Raw genomic sequence first — 15,044 nt, 5'->3', positions numbered from 1 at the left:
CCACACAGATTACTTGGCTTGATATATTGTTAAAGAACGTTGCTTGGCTCAGTGGAGCTCGAAGCGAGGTGCGCATTCTACACACCTCATTTTTGTTGTCAACCGCTTTCGGAAAGTTTTTTCATTTTCCTAAGTTTGCGGCGACCGCTGAGCCCATTTACGAAAAGTTAACCTTTTGTTTTGAGCTCTTTAGCGTCTTCTTGCGAAGAGAGGCGCATTTTAGACACTTTTAGATTTGGGTCAAGCCCCTTTTGAAAGATTTTTTCATATTTAATCCGATTCCTTTGATGAACGCTTGGGGAAGCGCTACTATAGCTTTGCATTTCTTCTCATTTTTATTTTTTATAACCAAGGATTTTTCATGGAACAATCGACCCCAGCTTCACGCATTATTGTAGCCGCGGTACTCGCAGCTGTGTTCACCGGTGTATTTTGGCTCTTATACGGTCCCCTTAGTAACACTATGGTGACTGCAATAGCGTTATCTACGTTTCTAGGCGGGGTGCTTACACCTCTCTTGAGCAGAATGATCACCCAGCAAAAAGGTACAGATAAAGCAGCCGCCAAGCCAAAAGCTGATAAAAGAACTTCTAGCAGGCCAAGTGCTAAACCCGTTTCGGCCGCCACTAGCGGTGACTCTAAAACACTTTATGTGGGTAACTTACCGTTTAAAACAGACGAAGGGGCTGTTCAAAAGCTATTCGAACAATATGGTCAAGTGGAGTCAGTGCGTTTAGTGAAAGACCGTCGCAGCGGCCGGATGAAAGGCTATGGATTTGTAGAAATGGAGCCTACCGGTGCTGACCTTGCGTTAGCAAAACTGAATGATAGTGACTTTGAAGGTCGAACTTTAAAAGTCCGCGCGGCTCATTCTGAAACAGACAAAGAATAAATCTTTTCTCCCCTATTAGGACCGATAATGAATTATCGGTCCTTCATTTTTTACATTATTAGCCTCATCAAGGTAGAATACCGCGCTTGTCACTTATGAGGTCCATTATGTCAGGCGAACAACTAAGCTATTCGCAACAACTCACGCTGAAAACCGAACATCTTCGCCAGCAGCTTCAAGTTTTTCAACCTAACCCAAGCACCTTGATTCCCCTTGAAGTCTTCGCCTCTGAACCCAAAGGGTATCGCATGCGTGCGGAGTTTAGAGTTTGGCATGAAGGTGACGAGCTCTATTACATTATGTTTCATCAAGGTACACGCGAGAAATATCGCGTTGACACCTTTCCGCCCGGCTCGGCGCTGATTAACACTCTAATGCCTGCGGTTCTTGATTATGTTCGCGACCGTCCGTTATTACGCAACCGCTTATTCCAAGTAGACTTTCTCACCACTACCACTGGACAAGCTACTATATCGCTGCTTTACCACCGGCAACTTAGTGATGAGTGGCAGCGACAGGCGCTTGCAATGCGGGAGGCTTTCCAGCGATTTGGCTCTGTAGAGATTATCGGCAGAGCACGGAAGCAAAAAGTTTTAGTGAACACCGACCGTGTTGTGGAAACACTCAATATTGAAAATCGTTCTTATCACTTTGAACAGATCGAAAATAGCTTTACTCAACCTAACGCTCTCGTGAATACAAAAATGATTGAATGGGCGTTGAATTGCACCAATGCAGAGAAAAACCAAGAAGTCGATTTGCTTGAACTTTATTGCGGTAACGGGAACTTTAGTTTGCCCTTGGCGCAGAACTTTAGACGCGTACTTGCTACTGAAATTTCAAGAACATCGGTACAGTCCGCACAAACAAATATTCAACTTAACCAAATCGACAATGTTGTCATTGCTAGAATGTCGGCTGAAGAATTCAGCTCAGCGATGGACGGCAGCTTTACCTCGAAACGGGTTGAAGCACTGCAACTGAGTAGTTACCAATTCGACAGTGTTCTTGTTGACCCACCTCGTGCGGGGCTCGACACCGACACATTAGACATGGTCGCCCAGTACGAGCACATCCTATATATTTCGTGTAATCCCGATACACTCTGTGAAAATTTGCAAAAACTGACGCAAACACATGCTCTCGAGCGCATAGCACTATTTGATCAGTTTCCTTTCACACAGCACACTGAAGCAGGCGTGTATTTGAAGAAAAAATAAGGTTATTTTTGTGGGGCTGGGTCTACACTTTCGGTCACAAGTTCGACGCTACGCTCCACTTCTTCACAGGGTAGGCGATTGCGGGTTCTACATAAATGCAAGTTGAGCACATGAGCTGTAACCAAAAGACTCGCCCCGACTACAATTAGGAGCGGCTCAAAATGATGCCCCAGAGCATCTTTGAAAAAGTAAAGAACACCGCCCAAGCTTAAAGCAATTAAAGGGAAAGGACTTCCGTGGTGACGAATTCCGGAGCTAATTGCTAACGCACCAATAATTAAGCCGACGGTAAGTACTAGCCGCTCGAACCATTCAAACCCTAAAAATGACAATCCCATAAGCCCTAAAGTGGGCAGAACTACAGGCACAAGCAAACAATGTAATGCACATAAAACGGCCATTACAATCCCTGCTTTGTCGAGTGGTTTGTGTTGCATTCAGCGTCTCCTTTTCTTTACTGTTATAGTATAACATAGCCAATGAAAAAGAAAACGACGATTTAAGCGCGCAAGCTTGGAAAGCACAGAGTCTCTTCAATTGAGAGTGCTTTGAGTTGAATCATCAGCAATCGATCAACCCCCACAGCAACGCCTGCACACGGCGGCAAACCTTGTTCGAGCGCCGCAAGTAGCCGTTCATCTATAGGGATTTCAGGTAAGCCTTGCGCCTTACGGTTACGGTTATCCTGTTCAAATCGAGCGCGCTGCTCGCTAGCGCAGGTGAGTTCCCAAAATCCATTCGCCAATTCCAAGCCCTTATAAAAGAGCTCAAATCGGTGCGCAACACGCGGGTCATTCTCGTTCAAGCGCGCCAATGCAGCTTGCTCTTTAGGAAAAAACGTAACAAAGGTAGGAACTTCAGGATTTAAGCTTGGTTCAACAACAAGACTCATCGCTAAATGCAGCAATGCCTGCTTATTATCCGACACCACGTCACAGTCGATGCCCTTCGCCGTTAATTGGCGGGCGATCCGCTCTGCACTGTCACTTAAGGGATCACATTCTAGTGCCTGCTGAAAAGCGGTTTGATAGCTCACATATTCTGCCGGTGGCGCCTGCAAACAGTATTGCATCAGCGCGTCTAGCTCATGCATAAGATCATGATCAGTAAAATTTAATCGGTACCATTCAAGCAACGTGAATTCAAAATTGTGGCGGCGGCTGAGCTCATCGTTTCGCACCACTCTCGCCAATTGAAAACAATCTCCAATTCCAGCTGCCAGCAGCCTTTTCATTGCGAACTCAGGAGAGGTTTGTAAATAGTAGGTTTGCGGCTTGGCGAGACCTGCGCCGGTCAATTCAGTGGTAGCATTAACGAGGTGGAGGTCCGGCACACCCGCTTGTGCCAAAATGGGCGTTTCAACTTCAAGAACATTTCGGCCCGTAAAAAAAGCCCGGATACTCGCATTAAGCGCAGCCCGGGCTTCTATAGCCTGCCGTGTTGCGACAGGCTTCCAATTCAACGAATGCATTACTTTTGAACGCGTGAAACGTATTCGCCGCTGCGCGTATCAACCTTAATCACTTCGCCAATTTGCACAAACAAAGGAACGCGAACAACCGCGCCGGTCGACAAAGTGGCAGGTTTCCCGCCGGTACCTGCCGTGTCGCCTTTTAAGCCAGGATCGGTTTCGGTAATTTCAAGTTCAACAAAATTCGGAGGTGTAACACTAATTGGCTTGCCGTCCCACAACATAAGGGTACAAACGTTTTGTTCCACCAACCATTTTACATTGTCGCCTACCGCAGCTTCGTCGGCAGCAATTTGCTCGAAGGTTTCATTATTCATGAAGTGCCAGAACTCACCGTCATTATAAAGGTAAGCCAATTCAACTTCGACTACGTCGGCACCCTCTACTGAGTCGCCCGACTTAAAGGTTTTCTCTACAACTTTACCGCTCAAGAGTTTTCTTATACGAACGCGGTTAAAGGCTTGCCCTTTGCCGGGTTTTACCATTTCATTCTCAAGGATTGAACAAGGCTCACCGTCGAGCATGATTTTCAATCCACCTTTAAATTCATTTGTGCTGTAACTTGCCATGTGTTCCTCTTTAACGATTACGGCAAAAAATTGCGCTCATAATAAACCAATTCGTAGCGAATTTCAGGTAAAATTGTAGCCACTTCACACACCAGAGTAGGAATTCCACTTCGTGACTGTCCAGCCCGAGCCAATTAATGTGCCATCTGTCGCAGCGGAGTCGTGGCAGTATGAAATTGCCCGTGCTTACACTCGCCCCGAACAGCTCGCTTCTATTTTAGGTTTGAATAAAGACTGGCTCGAAAGCCAAACTCGTGCAACAACGCTCTTTCCCATGCGCATTCCGAGGCCGTTCGTTGCACTAATGCAGTATGGCCAGCCGAACGACCCATTGCTTCTACAAGTACTGCCGAATCAAACTGAATTTAAAGAACAGCCAAACTTTACCGCGGATCCGCTACTTGAGCAAAACTTGAAAGGTCCAGCCGGGCTACTACACAAATATAAATCACGCGTTTTAATCTTACTCAAGGGTGGCTGTGCCGTGAATTGTCGGTATTGTTTTCGTCGACACTTCCCCTATCAAGAACACCGGATTACCCAGCAACAGTGGCAAGAAATAGACCGCTATATCGGCGACCATAAAGAGCTGAACGAAGTGATTCTAAGCGGTGGTGATCCCTTAATGGCAAAAGATCGGCACCTGTCTGACTTAGTTTCCTTGATAGAATCGCACACCCACATTAAAAGGCTTCGAATTCATACACGCCTGCCTGTGGTTATTCCTTCACGAGTTACCCCAGAGCTCACGGCAACTCTTTCACAAAGCCGTTTACAGTCACTTATGGTGCTGCATATTAACCACCCTAACGAAATAAGCCCACAACTGGCTACTGGCGTGGCCACACTTAAACAGGCCGGCGTGCTCGTGCTCAATCAAAGTGTTTTAATGGCCAACATAAACGACAATATCGACACATTAAAGGCGCTTAGCGAAACCTTGTTCGACAACCACATTCTTCCCTACTACTTGCACCAAATGGATAAGGTAGCAGGCGCGTCACATTTTTACGTACCCGAAGCGCGTGCAAAAGAACTCATGCAGACGTTATTACGAGAATTGCCAGGTTTTCTAGTTCCGAAGTTCGTAAAAGAAATTGGTGGGGAAGCAAGTAAAACACCGATTCACTATTGAGTAACATGAAGTAAAAAAGAAATGGGAACCGAGCTTCTCTTGCAACATATAGCGCTTGAGAAGCAAGGCCCCTAATCAACAACTAAGCAAATCGTGCGATTACGCTGTTGTATTGATTACACTACCTACGGCCGCACTTGGTGTTGAGCTCTGTTGCGGCGCAGACGTTGCAGCAGATTCCAACAACTCCAGGGTTGCGGCACCTTCTTGCTGCATTTGACCTTTCGCCATTTGCAATGAGATCAGTTCAAGCTGCTTTGGACCTTGCGATGCAATTTCCATGAGGCCTCCTTTTTTACTGCCTAAAAGTATACGGCACAGCATGCACCGTATACTCGTTAACGGCCAGTGCCCACAGAACTTTAATCAATTTTACTGATTTTGTTCGAAGCGAAAGCGAAACCAGCGATCCAGCATTGCGCGTTCATAGGCAAGTGCTTCTTGCTGAGTGTTGGTGCCTCGCATAGACGTACGCCCCTGCCCCGGAAGGTCGCGACCGCGTAAACGTTCCTCTCCTTCCTGCACGACTGTTCCGTTAGCATCGGTGAGTGTGTAACTCAGGGTAATACTTGGAAAGTCAGACGATCGAACCACCCGTACCATACGCAAGCTGTTATTAATATTCTCGGGATACACTTCACCGGCTAGGTCTAAATCCGTTACAGTGATCTGCAATTTCTGCGACTCGGGCAAACGTGCCGCCAGGGTTTCAAAATAAGCGTTTAAATGTTCAAAAACCCGGTTCTGAAAACGCTCCTGAGGCTCTTCAGCGGGCCGAATATCACGGTAGGAGCTCGGCTCATGCCACTCTACCTCTACCGTTGCTGCAGACGCTGTGGTTATAACACTAAAGCCTAGCAATAATGAAATAAATGTACGACGTAACATAAGGACCTCCGATTAGTGCTTTTGTTGATGTCATAAGCATATACGAATTCACCGAGCGGAGCGGTCACAGTGCGTATAGAATTTGTAAAACTTCGTAAAACCTCTGTGATCTCAGGCAATAAAAACCACTATCTTCATCTATACAAAGCACAAAAAAAGGGGCGGAAAACCACCCCTTTCTTAAATGCATTCGGAATATTAACCGAAACTACATCATGCCGCCCATGCCCATGTCGCCGCCAGGCATTGCTGGTGCGTCTTCTTTAGGCAGTTCTGCAATCATCGCTTCAGTAGTAATCATCAGACCCGCAATTGAAGAAGCAAACTGCAGTGCAGAGCGCGTCACTTTAGTTGGGTCCAGAATACCCATTTCCAGCATGTCGCCGTAGGTGTCGTTACCGGCGTTGTAACCGAAGTTACCCGTGCCTTCTTTCACCTTATTGGTAACTACAGACGCTTCTGCGCCAGCGTTGTAGGCGATTTGACGCAATGGTGCTTCCATCGCGCGAAGTGCAACTTTAATACCTACGTTTTGCTCTTCGTTGTCGCCGCGAAGGTCTGCTAACTTGCTCGCTGCGCGAACCAAGGCAACACCGCCACCGGGTACTACGCCTTCTTCAACCGCCGCGCGGGTTGCGTGAAGTGCATCTTCTACGCGCGCTTTCTTCTCTTTCATTTCCACTTCAGTCGCCGCGCCAACTTTGATTACCGCAACACCGCCGGCCAGTTTAGCCAAGCGCTCTTGCAGCTTCTCTTTGTCGTAGTCAGAAGAAGTTTCTTCGATTTGCTGGCGAATTTGTGTAACACGGCCTTGAATCGCGTCTTGGTCGCCTGCGCCGTCAACAATAGTGGTGTTGTCTTTGTTAATAACAACACGCTTCGCGCTGCCCAAGTCTTCAAGTTGCGCTTTTTCCAGCTCCATACCGATTTCTTCCGAAATCACGGTACCGCCGGTTAATACGGCGATGTCTTGCAGCATGGCTTTACGACGGTCACCGAAACCAGGAGCCTTCACCGCAGCTACTTTTACGATGCCGCGCATGTTGTTCACCACCAGAGTCGCTAGCGCTTCGCCTTCAACGTCTTCTGCAATCATCAACAATGGCTTGCCTGACTTGGCAACGCCTTCAAGTACTGGCAACAATTCACGAATGTTGCTGATTTTCTTGTCAACCAACAAGATGTACGGGCTGTCCAATTCAACAGTGCCGTTCTCTTGATTGTTGATGAAGTACGGAGAAAGGTAACCACGATCGAACTGCATCCCTTCAACAACTTCCAGCTCGTCTTGTAAGCCTTGGCCTTCTTCAACTGTAATTACGCCTTCTTGGCCTACTTTGTCCATTGCATTGGCAATGATTTCACCAATGGTAGTGTCTGAGTTGGCCGAAATAGTACCTACTTGTGCAATGGCTTTGCTGTCTGAGCACGGCTGAGAAATTTTCTTCAGCTCTTCAACGGCTGCGATAACCGCTTTGTCGATACCGCGTTTTAGATCCATTGGGTTCATACCCGCTGCAACTGCTTTCAAGCCTTCAGTCACAATAGACTGAGCAAGTACGGTTGCCGTGGTAGTACCGTCACCGGCTTCGTCGTTCGCCTTCGACGCCACTTCTTTCACCATTTGCGCGCCCATGTTCTCGAACTTGTCTTCGAGTTCAATTTCTTTTGCTACGCTTACACCGTCTTTGGTGATAACAGGAGCACCAAATGACTTTTCCAGTACAACGTTACGGCCTTTAGGACCCAATGTTACTTTTACTGCGTCTGCTAGGGTGTTTACGCCTTTTAGCATTTTTTGACGCGCGCTATTACCGAATTTTACTTCTTTAGCTGCCATGATCTTTTTCCTTTCTTACTAAACTGTGAATGTTCAATCAAAATGGGAAGAAATGATTTACTCAACGATCGCCAAGATGTCTGATTCACTCATGATCAACACTTCTTCACCGTCGAGCTTTTCGGTTTTTACGCCGTAGCCATCGCTGAACAGCACGGTGTCGCCTACTTTTACGTCTAACGGTTTCACGTCACCGTTTTCGAGAATACGACCGTTACCCACTGCAATAACTTCACCGCGTGTTGATTTTTCAGCGGCAGAACCAGTCAGAACGATTCCCCCTGGTGACTTACTCTCTGCTTCAGAGCGTTTTACGATCACACGATCATGTAAAGGACGAAGTTTCATCGAGATACTCCTATAAACAATGATGGAAACAGGCCAGAACCATTCCGACCCGAGTTTAAATTTTTAGTGACTACGAGATGGGGGCAGCCGTACCGATTCCAAGGGGCGAGACTAAAATTTTTTTCATTTTTTTTCAGAGTCCTCCTTTTCTTCATACTCACCTTCTAGCGTACGATTGCCGCCCTTTTGATGCGGCGAATACGGCTTTTCGGCATCGCCGCGTTGGCTGCTGTAAAAGCGAAACTGAGTATGGGTTCCTTGCGCTTGTAGTCGCTTGAGCAACCAAACACCAAGAATTGCCTGAACTGGCGGCAGCAACAGCAGCAAGGCGAATAAATCTGTTACAAAGCCGGGCGTGATAAACATAATGCCGGCGATAAAGATCATGAGCCCACTGGCTAACTCACGCCCCGGCAGTACACCTTGGCTCATTTTCAGTTGTGCATTTTGTAACGCTCGGAGCCCTTGTGAGCGCACAAGAGACGCCCCCACCACCGCCGTTAAAATAAGTAGCGCAATGGTATTCAAGGCACCCAAAACACTGCCCACTTGAATTAGCACAGCAATTTCAATTACTGGCATTACTACAAAAAGCACAAATAAAGGAAAAAACATTGGAACCTCACTTTTGATATACTGTCGATCTGAGGCCACCCGTTGCATATTTCAAGATATAGGCTCAAGGCATAAGCACTTTCGGTAGGAATAGAAATGAGCAATCAAATTCACGTTGTAATGGTAAGCGTGCCCGATGTTACTGTGGCGAATCAGATCGCGAGCGCCTTGCTCGAGCAACAACTTGCCGCTTGCGTACAAATTCTACCAACCGTGCGCTCGCTCTACATGTGGGAGGGCAAGCTTACCGAAGGCAATGAACAGCTTTTATTCATTAAAGCGCCGCAACTACATTATTCCGCAATTGAAGCGCTCGTGCTGCAGTTGCATCCATACCAAACGCCTGAAGTGATTGCGCTGCCGGTAGCCCAAGGGCACTCCGCCTATTTAAAATGGATAGAGGACGTAACTTAGATCATGTTGAAACTTAATATGAAATGGCTTGCAGTAAGTCTCTGCGCTACTTCACTCTGCTTTGGAGCAGTGATTGGAGCAGCGAGTGGAGCAGTGAGTGCAGCACAGAACAACCCATTTTCGGGCGCCTTACAGCAAGGTCAATTCCCACCTCCGGAAGAAGTATTTGTACTGGACTACCAACAAGTCGACAGCTTGCTTACGGTCAGCTTTGAGATTCGTGAAGGCTTTTATTTATACCAACACCGGTTTGGCTTCGAGCCTGAACAGTTAATTCACACACAACGTCCGATGCCCGAGGGTATCGAGTACAAAGACGAATTTTTTGGTGACACGGTGATTTACCGAGATCGGGTCGAATTTCAGGTCGACCTTAACCAAGCGGAACGCAACCAAGTATTAAATGTTCGTTATCAAGGCTGTGCCGATCAAGGTTTCTGCTACCCTCCGGCCACGCAAACCATATTTTTGCGCCGCACAGCGGGTGCAGGCGAGGCTATACCGACCACGGCCTCTCCCGAACTAAGCGAAACCGACGTTGCTCATGAGCCCCGCTCGCCTTACCGTACTGTGTTCTGGGTTGCCATTGCCGTTATCGCCATTGTAGGCACGCGCTTTATAATGAGCCGTAAAAGTCGCTAATTTCGCTGATAAGACCAGTATTTTACTGCGATCACGAAAAATTTGCTTATAATGACAGTATTGTCATAAACGCCTTCGCTGTGAAGGCGTTTAGCTTTCAAATAACGCAAGCTAAGAGCAAATGGCGACACAATGGCCGAAAAACAACATATTTTAGTGATCAATGGTCCGAATTTGAACCTGCTCGGTACTCGTGAGCCTGAGCGATATGGTTCAACCACGCTTGCTGCCTTAAACGAAAGCTTGCAACAACTGGCGAGCAGGTTCCAAGCATCATTAAGTTTCTTTCAGTCCAATGCCGAACACGAGTTAATTGATGCCATTCATCAAGCCCAGGGCAAAGTACACAGCATTATTATTAACCCCGGCGCGTTTACCCACACGAGCATTGCGCTTCGCGATGCGCTCTTGGGCGTAGCTGTTCCTTTTATTGAAGTTCACATTTCCAATATTTATGCCCGCGAGCCGTTTCGCCATCACTCCTATTTGTCGGACTGCGCGCAAGGGGTTATTTGTGGGCTCGGAACCAAAGGATATGAACTTGCGCTCCGTTCTTTGCTCGAACCTTAATATGAACACCTTAGAAACCATTCAATATAAACACTGAAAAAAGTGAGTTAAACAGGTTATGGATATTCGTAAAATTAAGAAACTGATCGAACTGGTTGAAGAATCAGGTATTGCAGAGCTCGAAATAACAGAAGGTGAAGAAGCGGTGCGCATTTGTCGTACTAGCCCGAACACCATGCCTGCCGTTGCTCAGTATCAATTGCCACCACAAATGGCCACCGCGCCTCAAGCTCCAGCAGCTGCGCCGGCAGCCGCGCCAGCGCCAACGGAGCCAGCCAAAGAAGAAATTACAGGCCACATAGTGAAGTCGCCCATGGTAGGCACCTTCTATGAGTCTCCAGCTCCGGGCGCAAAAGCCTTTGTTACTGTTGGCCAACGCGTGAACGTAGGCGACACCTTGTGCATTGTTGAAGCGATGAAAATGATGAATCACATTGAAGCCGAAGTGGCGGGTGTCGTGAAACAAATCCTTGTCGACAACGAAGCGCCGGTTGAGTTTGATCAACCCTTGTTTGTGATTGAATAAAACGACCGAATAAAGGCGATACTCATGCTTGATAAAGTAGTGATAGCCAACCGAGGTGAAATTGCCCTACGTATATTGCGTGCTTGTAAGGAGCTCGGCATTAAAACGGTAGCGGTGCACTCAACGGTTGATAAAAATTTAAAGCACGTGCTGCTGGCCGACGAGTCGATTTGTATTGGCCCAGCTTCAGCCACTGAAAGTTATTTGAATATTCCGCGTATCATTAGCGCCGCGGAGGTAACCGACGCGGCGGCAATTCATCCCGGCTATGGTTTTTTAGCGGAAAATGCGGATTTTGCCGAGCAAGTGGAAAACTCCGGCTTTATCTTTGTCGGCCCAACCCCCGACGTTATTCGTATGATGGGTGATAAAGTTTCCGCAATTGAAGCGATGAAAGCCGCGGGTGTTCCTTGTGTACCTGGCTCCGGCGGCCCGTTAGGTGACGACGACGAGAAGAATTTAAAAACCGCAAAACGTATTGGCTACCCGGTTATTATTAAAGCGGCTGGCGGTGGTGGTGGCCGTGGCATGCGCGTAGTACGTGAAGAGAAAGACCTGCTTAAATCGATTCAAGCCACCCAAAGCGAAGCCCGCTCAGCCTTTGGTAACCCGGTGGTGTATATGGAGAAGTTCCTCGAGAACCCACGCCATATCGAAATTCAGGTTTTAGCCGACGGTCAAGGCAATGCTATTCACTTAGGCGAACGCGACTGTTCCATGCAGCGTCGCCATCAGAAAGTTGTAGAAGAAGCACCAGCACCGGGTATTACGCCAGAAATGCGCAATCGTATTGGTGAGCGCTGCGCTCGCGCCTGTATTGAAATTGGTTATCGTGGCGCTGGAACCTTCGAATTCCTCTACGAAAATGGTGAGTTCTACTTCATTGAAATGAACACCCGTATTCAGGTGGAGCACCCTGTTACCGAAATGGTGACCGGTGTTGACTTAGTTAAAGAGCAGCTTCGTATTGCTGCCGGACGCCCATTGTCTATTAGCCAAGAAGATATTGTTATTCGTGGTCACGCAATTGAGTGCCGTATTAACGCCGAAGATCCAGAGAAATTTATTCCTTCGCCAGGTACGATTACGCGATTTCACCCACCGGGTGGCATGGGTATTCGTTGGGACTCACACATTTATACCGACTACCGCGTTCCGCCAAACTACGATTCTATGATTGGCAAGCTTATTACCTACGGCGATAACCGTGACGTGGCCATTGCCCGCATGCGGAATGCATTAGGCGAGCTTATTTTGGAAGGGATCAAATCGAATGTGCCACTTCAGAAAAAAATCATGGCCGACGAGAACTTCCAACATGGCGGCACTAATATTCATTATCTCGAGAAGAAGCTTGGTTTAAGCTAAACTTCAACTTGCGATTCAACGAAAGCTCAGGTAAAACCCTGAGCTTTCTTATATCTGCCGCGAGGACCCTTTATGGCATGGATTCAATTAACGCTCACCACCAGCGAAGACTATGCCCGCCAACTCGGCGACATACTGATGGCGAATCAGGCCCAAGCAGTCACCTATCGAGACGCAAAAGACGCCCCTATTTTCGAACCGGGTCCCGGTGAGGTGCAACTGTGGTCACAAACCTTGGTGACCGGCTTGTACCCTGCAGAAACCAACTTGCAGCCTATCTTAACAAACCTCGGCAAAGTGAGTTTTCTCGCCAAACCTTTGCAGTACAAAACAGACCCGCTCGAAGACAAAGACTGGGAGCGGGAATGGATGGATAACTTCAAACCTATGTGTTTTGGTGGTACCTTGTGGGTCGTTCCTTCTTGGCATGAACCACCAGAACCCACACAGCCACATATTATGCTCGACCCCGGTATGGCGTTTGGAACCGGCACCCACCCCACCACAGCGCTTTGCCTTGCGTGGCTTACCGAACAGGACTTAAAAGGCAAAACCATTGTCGACTTTGGTTGTGGTTCAGGCATTTTAGGTATTGCCGCGCTTAAGTTAGGCGCAGCGCGCTGTATCGGCACCGACATTGACAAGCAAGCACTCATTGCCACCAAGGACAATGCAGTTCGTAATGGCGTTGGCGACGCCTTCGACGTTTACCTTCCTCATGAAGCTCCGCAACTTGAAGCCGATATCGTTATTGCCAATATCCTCGCTGGCCCACTGCAAGAGCTTTCTGCTGTTATTCTGGGATACCTTAAAGCAGGCGGACCAATTGCTATGTCGGGTATTTTGCGGCGCCAGGCCACTAGCGTTATGAACGCTTACCAATCGCGTATTGCATTTAATAGTCCGCGCTACATAGACGAATGGACCCTCATTGAAGGCCGCTGTACCCAAAGTGAGGTTGGATAACAATTCCTTTACGTAGCACACCATGGATGGTGTTTAGGCCCGTAATGTCAAGCGTAAAAAAGGCAAAAAAAGGTAGTTTTGGTTACTTATTCGCCTTTTTTTTTCGCTGCAAATTCCTTAGAATTCTCCCCCCTTTCGCTGAACAGTTTTTAACCGATGCGGATTGGAAGTTATCAACTTCAGAACAATGTGCTGCTTGCACCTATGGCCGGTGTTACCGATCTCCCGTTTCGACGCCTTTGCACACGCTTAGGTGCAGGAATGGCTGTTTCGGAAATGTTGTCGAGTAACCCAGAGGTGTGGGACACAGAAAAATCGCGTGCTCGCATGGTTCATAACCATGAGCCGGGAATTCGTTCTGTACAAATTGCAGGGTCTGACCCGGAATTGATGGCGCGTGCAGCGCAGCATAACGTTGCTGAGGGCGCACAAATTATCGACATCAATATGGGCTGCCCGGCAAAGAAAGTGAACAAAAAACTCGCGGGCTCTGCGTTATTAAAGGAGCCCGGGTTAGTTCAAGAAATACTCAGTGCTGTGCGAGCAGCAGTAACAGTACCTGTAACCCTGAAAATACGGACAGGGTGGGCACCAGAACACCGTAATGGTGTTCAAATTGCAGAACTGGCAGAGCGTGAAGGCATGAACGCACTAACCGTGCACGGGCGAACGCGAGCTTGCATGTATAAAGGGCAAGCCGAGTTCGACACCATTCGTGATATTCGCCAAGCAATTCGCATACCGCTAATTGCTAACGGCGACATCACGACTCCCGAAAAAGCGGAACAAGTGCTGAACTACACCGAGGCTGACGCTGTAATGGTTGGTCGCGGCGCACAGGGAAACCCCTGGATTTTCAGGGAAATTGTGCACTATCTAAATACTGGGCAACATCTTGGCGCGCCAACGCGCGAGGAAGTGACCACAGTAATGAAGGAACACGTGCAAGAACTGCATAAGTTTTATGGCGACTGGCGCGGCGTGCGCATTGCCCGAAAACATATCGGTTGGTACGTGCAAGGTATTGGCGATCCCAGCCACTTTAGAGCCAAGTTTAATCAACTTGAAACGGCTCAAGAGCAACTGGACGCCCTAGATTTTTTTTCGTCAATTTAGCAGAGAGATAAGAGCGCTATTATGTTTGACCCAAATGGAAATCGTGAAGTAGTAACCAATCCACTGATGACTCAGGCCCCGAACGCAAATCCTAAGCCCTTGCGTAACTCAGTGAAACAAGCGCTAAATAATTTCTTAGGCCAACTGGACGGGCAAGATCCAGAAGAGCTATACGAGCTTGTGCTCGCCGAAGTAGAAGCGCCATTACTCGAAGAAGTAATGACTTACACCCGTGGTAACCAAACGCGGGCGGCCACTATGCTTGGCATTAACCGCGGCACACTGCGTAAAAAACTGAAAAAATACGGCATGAACTAAGCCGAGCTTCATTTTAGAAGAGCGCCTACGGGCGCTTTTTTTGTACCGTTAAGCTAATGCGTCTTCCTTACTTTTGCCGTATAATGTGCAACCGCATTGGTGTTGTCCTGCTTAGCCTATCAAACCGCAGTGTGCAACACATCTTT

Annotated in this window: 19 protein-coding genes; 11 read left to right on the top strand and 8 right to left on the bottom strand. The window is 47.8% G+C overall.

From position 1 onward, the window contains the following. The first annotated feature begins 463 nt into the window (after positions 1–463). Together DQW12_RS10750 and trmA are read left to right on the top strand one after the other, a co-directional pair. Positions 464–892, top strand: a complete 429-nt coding sequence (locus DQW12_RS10750; protein ID WP_198683950.1) for an RNA recognition motif domain-containing protein — start codon at positions 464–466, stop codon at positions 890–892. A 107-nt stretch (positions 893–999) separates the two neighbouring features. Continuing rightward, positions 1,000–2,112: a tRNA (uridine(54)-C5)-methyltransferase TrmA gene (trmA, locus tag DQW12_RS10745; RefSeq protein WP_113907866.1), complete on the top strand. Its 1,113-nt coding sequence runs from the start codon at positions 1,000–1,002 to the stop codon at positions 2,110–2,112. A gap of 2 nt (positions 2,113–2,114) precedes the next feature. On the opposite strand, the gene DQW12_RS10740 is transcribed toward trmA, so the two are convergent. From DQW12_RS10740 to efp, 3 genes are all read right to left on the bottom strand, one after another. Then, entirely contained in the window at positions 2,115–2,549 is a 435-nt protein-coding gene (locus DQW12_RS10740; protein WP_113907865.1) for a MerC domain-containing protein, read from the bottom strand. 62 nt (positions 2,550–2,611) lie between these two features. Further along, a complete protein-coding gene (gene epmA, locus DQW12_RS10735; RefSeq protein WP_113907864.1) occupies positions 2,612–3,583 on the bottom strand; it encodes an EF-P lysine aminoacylase EpmA in 972 nt (323 codons plus the stop codon). Beyond that, positions 3,583–4,152, bottom strand: a complete 570-nt coding sequence (gene efp / locus DQW12_RS10730) for an elongation factor P (RefSeq protein ID WP_113907863.1) — start codon at positions 4,150–4,152, stop codon at positions 3,583–3,585. Before efp ends, epmA begins: the two co-directional genes overlap by 1 nt. Positions 4,153–4,264: 112 nt before the next feature. On the opposite strand from efp, the gene epmB reads away from it, so the two are divergent. After that, positions 4,265–5,287 (top strand): EF-P beta-lysylation protein EpmB, encoded by a 1,023-nt coding sequence (gene epmB, locus DQW12_RS10725; protein WP_232819952.1) that lies wholly within the window; start codon positions 4,265–4,267, stop codon positions 5,285–5,287. A 99-nt stretch (positions 5,288–5,386) separates the two neighbouring features. On the opposite strand, the gene DQW12_RS10720 is transcribed toward epmB, so the two are convergent. The 5 genes from DQW12_RS10720 to DQW12_RS10700 form a co-directional block, all read right to left on the bottom strand. Continuing rightward, positions 5,387–5,569 carry a hypothetical protein gene (locus DQW12_RS10720; RefSeq protein WP_113907862.1) on the bottom strand — a complete coding sequence of 61 codons (183 nt, stop codon included), beginning with the start codon at positions 5,567–5,569 and terminating at the stop codon, positions 5,387–5,389. Between the two features lie 90 nt (positions 5,570–5,659). Then, complete coding sequence (locus tag DQW12_RS10715; protein ID WP_113907861.1) at positions 5,660–6,175, bottom strand: DUF3016 domain-containing protein; 516 nt, start codon at positions 6,173–6,175, stop codon at positions 5,660–5,662. Positions 6,176–6,383: 208 nt separating this feature from the next. Then, positions 6,384–8,015, bottom strand: a complete 1,632-nt coding sequence (gene groL / locus DQW12_RS10710; RefSeq protein WP_113907860.1) for a chaperonin GroEL — start codon at positions 8,013–8,015, stop codon at positions 6,384–6,386. 57 nt (positions 8,016–8,072) lie between these two features. Beyond that, complete coding sequence (locus tag DQW12_RS10705) at positions 8,073–8,363, bottom strand: co-chaperone GroES (RefSeq protein WP_072154776.1); 291 nt, start codon at positions 8,361–8,363, stop codon at positions 8,073–8,075. 123 nt (positions 8,364–8,486) lie between these two features. Next, entirely contained in the window at positions 8,487–8,978 is a 492-nt protein-coding gene (locus DQW12_RS10700) for an FxsA family protein (RefSeq protein ID WP_157957907.1), read from the bottom strand. Between the two features lie 96 nt (positions 8,979–9,074). On the opposite strand from DQW12_RS10700, the gene cutA reads away from it, so the two are divergent. The 8 genes from cutA (at position 9,075) to fis (ending at position 14,898) form a co-directional block, all read left to right on the top strand. Then, positions 9,075–9,392: a divalent-cation tolerance protein CutA gene (cutA, locus tag DQW12_RS10695; RefSeq protein WP_113907858.1), complete on the top strand. Its 318-nt coding sequence runs from the start codon at positions 9,075–9,077 to the stop codon at positions 9,390–9,392. A gap of 3 nt (positions 9,393–9,395) precedes the next feature. Then, positions 9,396–10,034, top strand: coding sequence for a protein-disulfide reductase DsbD domain-containing protein (locus tag DQW12_RS10690; protein ID WP_113907857.1), 639 nt, complete (start codon positions 9,396–9,398; stop codon positions 10,032–10,034). A 132-nt stretch (positions 10,035–10,166) separates the two neighbouring features. Beyond that, on the top strand, positions 10,167–10,604 hold the full coding sequence (gene aroQ, locus DQW12_RS10685) for a type II 3-dehydroquinate dehydratase (protein ID WP_113907856.1): 438 nt from the start codon (positions 10,167–10,169) through the stop codon (positions 10,602–10,604). A 58-nt stretch (positions 10,605–10,662) separates the two neighbouring features. Then, complete coding sequence (gene accB, locus DQW12_RS10680; protein WP_113907855.1) at positions 10,663–11,130, top strand: acetyl-CoA carboxylase biotin carboxyl carrier protein; 468 nt, start codon at positions 10,663–10,665, stop codon at positions 11,128–11,130. Positions 11,131–11,154: 24 nt separating this feature from the next. Beyond that, positions 11,155–12,498, top strand: a complete 1,344-nt coding sequence (accC, locus tag DQW12_RS10675) for an acetyl-CoA carboxylase biotin carboxylase subunit (protein ID WP_113907854.1) — start codon at positions 11,155–11,157, stop codon at positions 12,496–12,498. A gap of 72 nt (positions 12,499–12,570) precedes the next feature. Next, entirely contained in the window at positions 12,571–13,464 is an 894-nt protein-coding gene (gene prmA, locus DQW12_RS10670) for a 50S ribosomal protein L11 methyltransferase (protein ID WP_113907853.1), read from the top strand. A 156-nt stretch (positions 13,465–13,620) separates the two neighbouring features. Continuing rightward, complete coding sequence (dusB, locus tag DQW12_RS10665) at positions 13,621–14,580, top strand: tRNA dihydrouridine synthase DusB (RefSeq protein WP_113907852.1); 960 nt, start codon at positions 13,621–13,623, stop codon at positions 14,578–14,580. A gap of 21 nt (positions 14,581–14,601) precedes the next feature. Then, positions 14,602–14,898: a DNA-binding transcriptional regulator Fis gene (fis, locus tag DQW12_RS10660; protein ID WP_113907851.1), complete on the top strand. Its 297-nt coding sequence runs from the start codon at positions 14,602–14,604 to the stop codon at positions 14,896–14,898. The last annotated feature ends 146 nt before the right edge of the window (positions 14,899–15,044 follow it).

Source organism: Aliidiomarina celeris (genome assembly GCF_003316875.1).
Taxonomy (GTDB): domain Bacteria; phylum Pseudomonadota; class Gammaproteobacteria; order Enterobacterales; family Alteromonadaceae; genus Aliidiomarina; species Aliidiomarina celeris.
The sequence above is the reverse complement of the archived record's forward strand: the minus strand, read 5'-3'. Positions and strand labels throughout refer to the sequence as shown.

What these genes read in the sequence shown, in the direction of transcription:
- DQW12_RS10750 (WP_198683950.1), top strand. Translation starts at nt 464, where the DNA reads ATGGTGACTGCAATAGCGTTATCTACGTTTCTAGGCGGGGTGCTTACA.
- trmA (WP_113907866.1), top strand. Translation starts at nt 1,000, where the DNA reads ATGTCAGGCGAACAACTAAGCTATTCGCAACAACTCACGCTGAAAACC.
- DQW12_RS10740 (WP_113907865.1), bottom strand. Translation starts at nt 2,549, where the DNA reads ATGCAACACAAACCACTCGACAAAGCAGGGATTGTAATGGCCGTTTTA.
- epmA (WP_113907864.1), bottom strand. Translation starts at nt 3,583, where the DNA reads ATGCATTCGTTGAATTGGAAGCCTGTCGCAACACGGCAGGCTATAGAA.
- efp (WP_113907863.1), bottom strand. Translation starts at nt 4,152, where the DNA reads ATGGCAAGTTACAGCACAAATGAATTTAAAGGTGGATTGAAAATCATG.
- DQW12_RS10720 (WP_113907862.1), bottom strand. Translation starts at nt 5,569, where the DNA reads ATGGAAATTGCATCGCAAGGTCCAAAGCAGCTTGAACTGATCTCATTG.
- DQW12_RS10715 (WP_113907861.1), bottom strand. Translation starts at nt 6,175, where the DNA reads ATGTTACGTCGTACATTTATTTCATTATTGCTAGGCTTTAGTGTTATA.
- groL (WP_113907860.1), bottom strand. Translation starts at nt 8,015, where the DNA reads ATGGCAGCTAAAGAAGTAAAATTCGGTAATAGCGCGCGTCAAAAAATG.
- DQW12_RS10705 (WP_072154776.1), bottom strand. Translation starts at nt 8,363, where the DNA reads ATGAAACTTCGTCCTTTACATGATCGTGTGATCGTAAAACGCTCTGAA.
- DQW12_RS10700 (WP_157957907.1), bottom strand. Translation starts at nt 8,978, where the DNA reads ATGTTTTTTCCTTTATTTGTGCTTTTTGTAGTAATGCCAGTAATTGAA.
- cutA (WP_113907858.1), top strand. Translation starts at nt 9,075, where the DNA reads ATGAGCAATCAAATTCACGTTGTAATGGTAAGCGTGCCCGATGTTACT.
- DQW12_RS10690 (WP_113907857.1), top strand. Translation starts at nt 9,396, where the DNA reads ATGTTGAAACTTAATATGAAATGGCTTGCAGTAAGTCTCTGCGCTACT.
- aroQ (WP_113907856.1), top strand. Translation starts at nt 10,167, where the DNA reads ATGGCCGAAAAACAACATATTTTAGTGATCAATGGTCCGAATTTGAAC.
- accB (WP_113907855.1), top strand. Translation starts at nt 10,663, where the DNA reads ATGGATATTCGTAAAATTAAGAAACTGATCGAACTGGTTGAAGAATCA.
- accC (WP_113907854.1), top strand. Translation starts at nt 11,155, where the DNA reads ATGCTTGATAAAGTAGTGATAGCCAACCGAGGTGAAATTGCCCTACGT.
- prmA (WP_113907853.1), top strand. Translation starts at nt 12,571, where the DNA reads ATGGCATGGATTCAATTAACGCTCACCACCAGCGAAGACTATGCCCGC.
- dusB (WP_113907852.1), top strand. Translation starts at nt 13,621, where the DNA reads ATGCGGATTGGAAGTTATCAACTTCAGAACAATGTGCTGCTTGCACCT.
- fis (WP_113907851.1), top strand. Translation starts at nt 14,602, where the DNA reads ATGTTTGACCCAAATGGAAATCGTGAAGTAGTAACCAATCCACTGATG.